This is a genomic window from Streptomyces sp. AM25 (genome assembly GCF_058146165.1).
This window is the reverse complement of sequence record NZ_JBKIWN010000063.1, coordinates 1-10776: the sequence shown is the minus strand read 5'-3', so window position 1 is coordinate 10776 and position 10776 is coordinate 1. Positions and strand designations below refer to the sequence as shown.

Sequence of the window (10776 nt, the reverse complement as noted above, 5' to 3'; positions counted from 1 at the left end):
CAAAGACGGCGACGCATTGGCTGGCGGCCTCCGCGCTGTGTGCCCTGTTCGGCGCGGAGGCCTCCACGGTGGTGGAGGTTCCCGATGTTTGGGGGGCGTGGCGGGAGTGGGGGCGGCAGAAGATGGAGCCGTGGGAGCGGCGGTGGGCGCATCTGGCCGCGATCGAGGGCTTGGGCAGGGCGGTTGCGGCGGGTGCGCATTTGAGGGGGCCGGGCGGGGGGGTGGACCGGAAGGTGTGGCGTGAGGCGCATGTGGAGTTGGGGGTGCCGGGACCGGGGCCGCGTGAGGAGGAGCTGACCTTCACCGAGCGGGACGACGCGGTTTTCGAGATGCTCAAACGGCTGCGGTCGCAGTACTGGGCCAACCGTCAGCGGATCGAGGAGTGGAAGGGGGAAGGCGAGCCGTCGGTGTGGTGGGAGTGGCTGATGGGTGTCGCCGGGTCAACAAAGACGGCGACGCATTGGCTGGCGGCCTCCGCGCTGTGTGCCCTGTTCGGCGCTGAGGCCTCCACGGTGGTGGAGGTTCCCGAGCTCGATGTGGTGCCGGAGCGCAGGTCCGAGCCGGTGCCCCATGGGGAGGAGGCTCAGGAGGAGCAGTACCAGCGCACGCCCGGGCCGGAGGAGATGTACGAGCCTGGGTGGCCGGAGGCCCGGGAGGCCTACCTCAACGTGCTGGACCAGGCCTGGCAGCTTGCGGGAGGTGAGGGGGTGTCGCCGCTGTGGCCGGCCGAGCACCGCGAGGTGGAGGAGGTCTCCGCGGCATGGAAGGCCGCGGTCTACTTCACCCGGACCGTGCACTTCGCCGACCAGATCGGTTTCCACAAGCTGCTGGACGCCGCCGCGGGCACCCTCGATAAAACCCTGCAGTACCCCTCCACCCAGGGCCGGGCCGTGCACCCCGACGTCCGGGCACGACGCCAGAGGGAGCAGCAGGAACAGCGGGAGCGGTTTCCGGTGGTGACGCGGCAGATCATCGCGCTGCGCACGCTCATACGGCGTAACGAGGCCCGCACCGGCGAAGACCCAGACCAGGCCGCACGGACCCGGGCGGAGACGCAGCAGGCCCACCGGCGCATCGCCGAACTCGACCCCACCGGCGTCTACAGCGATGCTCTGCTGTTGGAGGACGAGGAGTACCTACAGCGCGTCGCGCAGGGCACCTTCTCCCCGATCAACGTGGAGGACACCCAACGGTCCGTCCAGCAGGCGGTGGAGGACCTCGCCGAACTCCAGGCACAGCTGATACAGGTCCGCAGCCGCCCCGCCTCCCCCGCAACCGGCGCCGAGGCCGCCGCACTCACCACAGAGATCACCAACCAGAAGCACCGCCTGGACCAGCTCTACGGCGACCTCGGCTTCGCCCTCAACAACCCCGCCGACCCCTTCAACAAGGATCGCACAGCCTCCACAGACGAGCCCGGTACCGCACTCGCCGCCCCCATCACCGTTCGTGACACACGCGACCGCATCACCCTCACCGTGCAGAAACTCACCGTCCTCCAAGACAGGCTGGCCCACCCGACGAGCCCGGACGACCTGCGCGAGGCGGTCCAGCAGCTCACACACACCGAAACCGAACTGGCCAGCCTCTACGACGACCTCCGTATCGCAGCCGCCAACCCCCACGACCCCTACAACGCCACCCCCTTCACCACCGGCGGAACCCGCTCCATCCCCACGCTCCTCCAACCTCAACCCGCGCCGCCGGTCACCGAGGCCGTCGTAGAGCCGGGTGAAGCGGATGTCCGCCCCGCGAGCAGCGGGCCGGCCCAGGCCGGGACGTCGGCAGTGCCCAGGGCGGTCGGTTGCCTGCCGGTCGGCGCCGGCGTGGGCCTGTCGACCGGATCACCGGCCGCCGCACTCGGCGCTTACACCCTGTGCATCCTCGGCAAGGCTGAGGCAGCACCCCGATCGCCCCTCATCCCGACGAAACCCCTGTCTCCCGACGAAATCGAAGCGCTCTCACTCAATTCGATACCCAACGAAACCGTGCGCCACCCTTCGGGGTTCGAATACAAGGTGTACTACGCCCACCCCAATGCCGTATTCGCGGACGTCGCGAACATCAACAACCTGCGGGAGGCCTATGCCGCTAGTTCCGCGACCCAATTAAAGAATGAGCTGGGTGCCGATTTCGACGAGTGCCGACGTGAGTTCATGAAGCAGTCGAAGCTCTCGGACGCCGACATGCTGGATTTGATCAAGGACTACCTGAGAATCTTCAGCGCGACACGGAAGGGCGGATCGGAAAAGCAGAAGAAGCTGCTTGAATTCATCGAGACCGAGAAGGTCGCCGATACCGCGGACGTCAATCGGGAATGGAGCAAGCGGGAGTTCCATACGAACGAATACCCCGCTGCACCGCAGAACCCGAAGGGCGAGGAGGTCGGTCTTGTCGTCATCTCGACGACGAAAGGCCTCGATGTGAACGCGCCCCAGCCGGGCGGGCCGTACAGTGGTAAGGCGCTGCGATTGGCAGAGAGCCTCGACCGGCTGAGTGGAAGCTTCGGCAAGGCCTTTGTGCTGCCCTCGAGCCCCTTCTTGGCCGATACTGGGTACGGCACCGGGAGTTACCTCCAGAAATCACCCCGCCAAATGCTCTTCGGAGAGATCGCCGGGAAGCCCTTCGTGGCGACACCCCCCGAGTTGGTCTTCCACGAATTTGGACATGTGCGCACTAATGCGCTGGGCAATGATCTTCCACCGCTCAAAGACCCGGTGACCGTGGACTTGAGCGGAAAGACCTACGAGATAAAATCGAACATCAATGAGCTCAGAACCCACGGAAATCCCCAAGTTCTGGAGTCCGCCTACGGGCCTGGAAAGTCCCTGGAAGACATCCAGGAAGAGCTGTTCAATACAGAGCTGAAAGACAAATGGGTCGCCATCGAAAAGAACATCGGCGAAAAACTCAAGACTGCTGAAGAAGAGCTGGTAGCCGTACAAGGGGATCCGGGGAAGGAGAAGAACGCCAAACAGAGAGTGAGTCTCCTGAAGGCCCAGGAAAGGGTGCACGACCTGAAGCGGGTACAGGAGATCGTCCGGCACCGGATCGCCGACCCGTCCTACAAGGAAATCCATGCCATCACCGACTGGAATTCCGTCAAGAACAGACACCATCGGCTCCTCTACTCGATGTACGACGACGCTGATTACGCAATAGGGGCAAGCCTGCACCCCGGACGCCTCCCCGGCACGGTGGCGCAGCCGAACGTCCTCGCCGATTGGGTGGTGGGCCAGTTGGAGGCGGGCGCATCCGACAACGACATCCGTCAGGCCCTGGCCGCGTGCGACCGCGTCCAGCGCGGGATCGCGCAACGCTGCGGCCCGCTTCCGCGCACAGACGGCAAGGATCATCACCGGGCCGGCGAAGCGGGCCGGAAACTGCCCGGCGAGACGTTCTCCATCTGGCTGGGCAGCACCCGGCGGCTGTCAGCCTCCGCGGTGGAGAATCTCGCTGCGTGGGCCGCGACGGAAAGGTCCGCGGGCCGCACCTACACCCTGTACGTCGACAGCTCCTCCATGTTCAACAACCTGGAGGAGCTGACGCTGCTGGAATCCCGCGGGGTGAAGATCCAGGTGGTGAACCAGGGTCTCTTCGAGGGAACGCCCAACGCGAGGAACAACTGGAACCTGTTCAAAGCAGCCACGACATCGTTCGAAGGCAGGACGCCCGCCTACAACATGGCTTCCGATGTGCTGCGGTCAACACTGCTCTACAAGAACGGCGGGGCGTACATCGACGTCGACATCAAACCCGGGACCAGCTCGCCGTTCCAGAACCTGGAACTTTCGGCCGGGGACTTCCCGGTTCTCGCGCCGATGGTCCGGGACTGGAAGGCCCTGGAGGACTACTTCCCGGACGCCGTGGACTGGGCCAGGCGCCTGCCACCCGCCGAGCTGCAGCGCCTCGGAATCGACCCGCACGTCGTCACCCGGCTCGGGGACGTCGGCCTGGACTACGCCAGGGACAACGCGCAGGCCTTCCAGGAAGCCGTCGACCTTGTCGGCAAATATCAGGTCCAGCACGGAAAATTCGGCAACCAGCTTATTGCGGTTCAGAAGGGCAACGAGTTCCTCGGCAAGCTCCTGAAACAGATGCCGAATCCTGAAGACCCCGTGTTCCAGGTCAAGGCCCGGAGGGGGGACCTGGCGCAGGACGCGGCATCGCTGACCGGACCCGAGAAAATAGAGAGGCTGCGCATGGAGCTCGTCGCCAGCCGCACCGGCGAGAAGCCCAGATGGCAGACCACCCTTCCCGCCTTGGAGAATGTGTTCAAGACTCCGCTGCAGAACATCATGACGGAGATGCTCCCCAAGGTTCACCTCCTCACCCCCGAGAGCGAACAGAGTATCGCAGCCCGCCAGACGCCCGTGCCGCCGAAAAAGATCGACTTCGCGAACCGCAGGATCGAAGTCATCACCGGAAAGCAGCATGCAAGGCAGTACGGTAAGCGGCACGTCTACGTGCCGGTCAAGAAGCCAGGTTTTCTGTCAAGCGAAAACATGGGCAACTGGGCGGAGGGAATCAAGGGATCCGACCTGTTCTCGCCGGGATCCGAGGAAGACCTGCAGAAATTCCTCAGCGGCGGCGACAACGCGGCCCGGACCGCCTACATCAACGCCTTCGACGACCCGGCCCGAGCACGGGAGATCGCCGGCGAGGACGGACTCGTCATCAAGGTCGACCTGAACCTCCTGGAACGGAACGTCGTCCCCTTCGCCGGCCTCGTCGACAGGAACCCGGAACTGGCCGGCCGTCTCGCTGTCATCGGAAAGGTGCCCTCGGCCGCCATCACCAAAGTCATCCCCTCCGACGACACCGACTACTGGGCCCAGCGCTCCGCAATCCTTTCGCAGCTCCGGCTGTGCACGGGGAACCGTCAAACACGCGACCTGTTGTGTGCACAGAACGAGACCCCCGAAAAAACCATCGAGGAATACGACCTCCAGAACGAGCCCGAGGTGCAGAACGCACTGCCCGAGAACCAGGTCGGCGAGGCGGGCGGTCCATCGCAGGACCTCCAGAGCGGCAGCGGATCTCGGCAGAAGTCCGACGCGTGGAGCAGCGACCTGTCTGCGCCCGGGACGCTGGAACGCTCTCCCCATTTCAAAACGAACGCTCCCGATCTGACGGATAAGGAGATCGACAAGCTGACGTGGGAAAAGATCAGGGAGCAGTTCCCTGTTGAAACGGTGAAGTCTCCGTTCGGCGATGAAATGATTCGGGTGGTTATCATCGGCCCGGGGGTGGCGGTGACGGACCGGGCAAATCTTGCGAACTATCACATGGGCAGGGCGAAGCAGGGGCTGGAGTGGGAAAACAAGATAGAAGAAGAGCGTGGAGCCCTGGAAGAGCTTGAGAACACGATGAAGGATCTCAGGCACAGAAAACTGGCGCAGGATGAGAAGAGGGAGGGAAGCTGGGGGGATCCCGTGCCAGAAACGGCACTTCAGGCCGCCGAAAACGATGTTATGAAACAGCAGAGATATCTCGATCAGATATACGAGGCCCGCCGTGCCGATGCGAGCAACGCGGAGAGCTTCTTCGCAGAGAGCCTCCTTTCCGATGAAGATTTCGCAGAGTATGTCCAGAGTGCGCTGAAGATGCTGAAGCGCTGGAACGGCGAGGCACCGGGAGTTCCGGGAGAGCAATCCAGAAAGAGGGTCCTGGAGCTGCTGGGCAACCCACGCATCATCAATCCGGAAAAGGCTGGATATCACCCCGGCGCAATAAACAGGATGGACCTGCAGAATTTTCCGCAGACTCTCCTCGACAAGGACGGGAAGACCATCGCAGCTCTTCTGATGGCCCCCCTGAAGAGTGAGACATCCTATCTGGAGGCAGGGAGTCGGAAGTTCGTGATGCGCGAGGTCGATGCGGGCCGGGGGGTCGGAGCTCCTGTCACGCAGGCGTTCAACCCCAGAACGGCGGAATCAGGCCTGGGCAGTGGATCCGTCATCCAGGCCGGATTCAACAAGTTCGACGTCGGTCAGATGGCAGGGACCACATACGTCAGTACCCAGTACAACATCTGGGAACACGAAATGGTCCATTTCATCCAGTACCTCTTCGGTGTGGCCGGTGGAGACGAACCGATAACTCTCAGAATTCCGAAGTCCTGGGTGGAGCGCTTTCGCGGGTCGTGGCTGGCGGCGGAAGCCGAGCAGCAAGGTGTTGTTTCCGGAGGAGAAAGGGAGCAGTTTTACGAGGTGACCGCAGCCAGGGACGAGTTCCTGGCCCACGGATCCCCTCCGGAACTGATAGCCGTGTTCTCAGCCGACCCGGAGAACCCCCTGAATCTCGCGCAGGCCCTCGACCAGCGGGTCCAGGAAGTCGAGCAGGTGTGGGATGACGTCAAAGCCAAGATCACGGACGCGCTGACGGATGCCAGAGATCAGCTGAAGAATGCGGCGGACACACTGGAGAAGATTCAGCTCGGTGAGCGCCGCGGAAAACCCGAGGTGTACCAGAGACGGGTGGAACAGCTAGAACCCAAAGTTGGGGAACTGGAAATCGCGCTGGCAGAGTTCGAAGCCCGCGCGGAGAATGTCAGGGAATACCTGGCGGTCACCGAATGGCACGGTGGCCAGGTGGGTAAAACCGGGCAGAAGCCCTTCTACGATGCGCCGAAGGACAGCACCGAGATCAGAGAGACCATCACGGTCAGAAAGTCCGACCTGAAGCCGATCCTCGCCAACCAGGACAAACTCGCCGAGACCATCCTCACCCGGGTCGAAGGAGAACCAAACGCGGATGAGATCCAGCAGATGGTCAACTGCGGCTTCAGGCCCAAACGGTCCGTCGGCGGCCAGGTGTGCCTCTTTCCGGCCGATCAGGAGGCAGACCGCGAACGGGAACCCGACCAGCAGCGCCAGGGCCTACAGGGCGGCAAGGCGGAGGGGCCAGCGGTGCGGCAGGCGGAACGCACGAGACACCTGGAAGAATTCCTCAAAGTACCGAACATCCAGAAGCACAAATGGATGGCCGACCGTGTCAGCGAAGCGCTGAAAAAGGCTCGGACGAAAAAATCGATGGGGGACGTGAAGAAGTACGCCGCCAGTATGGACAACCTCGACGACGCACTGGACCTGTACGAAGTAATAATAGGGTTCTACGACCTGTACCAGGAAGATTCCAGCATCGACAAGTACTTCGAGCACATATGGAGTCTCGCCCCGATCTATTCGCAGATCAGGGGATTTGCGGCGGAGGCGCACCGGGGAGACCCCGTGGGAATAGCCTACCAGGGCGGAATGCTGGCCGCATACTTGGCTTCTTTCAAGTACGGCCCCCAGGCGGGTATCGCGATGACGATCGCAGCCCAGGCCTTCGACGAGTACAACGTCCGGCGAGAAGGGAAAGAATTCTTGGAGTGGGTGCCGGAAGTCGTCAAAGCATTTGTTGAAAATTATCAGAAGGTCTGGCGGCAGGCTGCCGCGGACCGGATTGTTGCGGTGAAGGAGCTCACGGGCCGGGAAATGAAGGCCACGGATCTGATGTTGCGCACTTCGTTGGAGACGGCTCGGCAAGCGGAAGCCTACACCGTCTGCAAACATCTCTACCCGGACATGGGCGAGGAAGACCTCTCGAGGGAAGCGGCGAAGACAGAGGGAGACACTCCCAAGTGCATAGCCGACCTGCAGGAGACGAACCCGTCCCCCGACTCCGAGGCCGGGCGCCTGCTGAAGACAGCCGGACAGCGCATCGAGAAAGTCCGGGTCAAGTTCCAGGCCATACGCGACTACTTCGCTCTGAACGATCTCGAAGCCACATTGGAGAAGCGACTGGAGACAGTCCGCGCCGATCTGGAACAACAGTGGCGGGAAAACACCGGTGCGACGGAGGCGGCACTGTGGAGCCTGAACAAAGTCATATACAAGCGCCACAAGGGCATCCGTACCACTGTAGGAAGAATCAAGACCTCGCTCAACGACTGGCTCACGGAATTCGACATGACCAAGGCGGAGAAGAAGGAATGGGAGAAGTTCAAGGAAGACAAGGCGACGCGGCCCCAGGTTATACAGGCACTCGAAATCATACATAAACTGCCGACGGCTCTGCAGAAGGAAGGCGGCCGGTGGAAGCTCCCCCGTCACATGACGGGGGCGGGAACCGTCGTGGGCAGCCCGTTCCCCCAGGACAGCACGGCACCGCGAGTGGAGGACCCGACGAATCCCGGCACCCTCTACGACCCGTCAGGAAGCATGCAGGCCACCGAGGTACCGCCCGCCCTGGGCACAGTCGCACTGCGTTACCAGAGAGGCGAATCGCCGGGTGAGCGTCCTGCGGGCATGCCGCCGCTCAAGGAAGGCGAAGTCGTCCTGCAGCTGCCCCCGGACCCGGTCGGCTACATCTTCTGGGGCGGCGCCCGCATTCCCCGGGCCGACATGCGCAGATGTATCAGCCCGGTCTACATCAGATTCACACCAAAAAGAGTCATCCTCAGCTGCTTCCGCGACCGGTACTTCGAAAAGGACCTGACACGGGAATTCATGAGAGCCCTGCAGGGTACAGGTCTCCGAGGCAAGCGGATCGAGCATATCTTCACCGACCCCGGTCCGTTTGCAAGCGCCCCCGCCCCGGACAAGGGGCCGGCACATGAGGCAGCATCGGAACCCCATTTCACACAGAGGGCCTACCTGGTATCGGACACCACCTGGGTCTTGATCGACCTCGAAAAGATGACAGTTCTCGACGAGGGAACCCTGGACCTCCCCCGGCACACCGGTGCACCCGGCTCCGGCCGAACGGACAGCCGCCAGACCACGCCGAAAACACCCACGACCCAGACCACCGCTGCACCCCCCGCCACCTCTTCCACCGCTGCACCCACCGCTGCGCCCGGCATGCAGCCCCATGACCTGCTCTCCCGGGCGTTCAAAGCACTTCCGGCCGGATCGAAAGTCCGTAACATCTCCACCCAGCCCATCCACCATCCCGGCATCATCTTCTTCGAGCTGGAGGGCGGAGGCTTCACCCGCTACGACGTCCGGGCCGGGCATCTCAAGGCCACTGAGGTCGCCCCGCCGAAGGAACTGAAGGATGTCGAAGGACTCCAGCAGACCATGTCCTGGATGCGCGGGCATCTCCCGCACATGCTGCAGAAGAGAACAGAAGTAGAGGGGCACGAAGGAGACACCTGGGAACAAGGAGTACAAAAGAAGAAGGCGGCCGCTACCGTCACCCCCTACAACGCGGCCATGGCGTGGATGCAACACGGGAAAACCCCCGAGGACCTTTTCGAGCAGGTTCTTCAGCGCCAGAGCGAGACCACCGGACAGCCCACCATGAGTTTCGGGCTGCGGAGTGAGGTGCCCGGAGCCAAAATGACTCTGGAAGGAAACGGCTGGGACATCCACGACATCCCCGTACCGGCCAACTCCGTCCGCGCCCTCGACGAAGAGCCGACGGCAGCAACTGTCCTGAGCAGCACCGGCAGCGCCGAGATCCAGCTCACCAGCGGAAGACTCACCTCAGGCGTGCAGTGCAAACTCAACGCCCAGGCAGCGGAGATGGAGTGCGACTTCGCCATCCGCACAGGCCACGTCCTGCAAGTCGAGTTCCCCGACGGCATCCGCAAGATGTACGACGCGGAGGGCGCCCAGCACGGTGTGAAAAGGTACACCGAGAAGACAAAGGCCGGACCCCTGGGCCTGACCCTCCTCGGCACCGGCGCCGACCGCAGCAACTATGCCCGTGTCCGGCCGCCCATAGTGTTGAAAAACGAGTCCAGCATGCCCTTCAGCGTGACCACCGAGGGCTTCAGCGACCCGCAGACCGGCAGCTCGAAGATCGAACTCAAGAGTCGCAGAACCGCGGTTCTCAGACAGCAACCGACCATGAGCGTCATGGGCCCCCAGGGCCCGATCGCCATCATCCGCCGCATTGCCGACGGCACCTACGCCATCGAGGGAGTCAGAGACTCATCCGTCACCCTCACCCTCGGCCACACCCCCACCCACGACGAGCAGAGCGGTTCCATAATCCAACACGGGCAACCAGTCACCTTCACTCCCTCCAAGGGCAGCTACGGCCGCTACTTCCCGGAGTTGAACGACACCCCACTCGAACTCTCCATCCGGGACCTCCTACCCGAGCCCACCACCCCGACGAGCAACCCCAACTGGCCACAGCCAGGGGGCCTGAACATCCCGGACAACCCCTGGGCACATCCCCACCCGGCCGACCCGGGCCGCGCCCCGAAACCAGAGACCACCACGCCCGACACAGCCCCCAGCACCACAGCCCCGAGCACCACAACCGCCAGCACCACCGTCACATCCCCCAGCACCGCGATGCGAGAACCCACGGTCGCGAACAAGCCCGGCCCCAGCTCGACAGCGCCGCCGAGCACCGGATACGGCAGCGGAGGCCGCCTGAGGATACTCAACGACACCCGCGGCAGCTGTTTCCTTCTGTCGTCCGAAGACGGACGGCTCACCGGCCACCCCATCAAACCCCGGGATTTCGTCGAAACCAACGTCAGCGCCGACGCCGCAAACCCCTACGCCCAACGAGCAGCCGAACTCTACGCCGAGGGAAAGCGCCTGGCTTACATCCTCCGCCTCGACAACGGCACGTACCGCATCTCCTGGCTCGGCTCCACCGAATACAACCTCGCCCTTTGGGCTCCCGGCCGGACCAGGCAGCCCGTCCAGAGCTCCTCCGGCCTCCGATTCGCCTATCCCCTCCCCGGGGACACCCCCCTCTACTCCACCGAACACCTCACCATCAAGGTCATCCGCGGGAGTGTCATGAATTAGGTGGGAACTT

Annotated in this window: 1 protein-coding gene; it reads left to right on the top strand. The window is 63.2% G+C overall.

What is annotated here, in order from left to right; translation table 11 throughout:
• Positions 1-68 precede the first annotated feature (68 nt).
• Positions 69-10766 carry a hypothetical protein gene (locus tag ACLHRZ_RS35425; protein ID WP_490422733.1) on the top strand — a complete coding sequence of 3566 codons (10698 nt, stop codon included), beginning with the start codon at positions 69-71 and terminating at the stop codon, positions 10764-10766.
• Positions 10767-10776 lie beyond the last annotated feature (10 nt).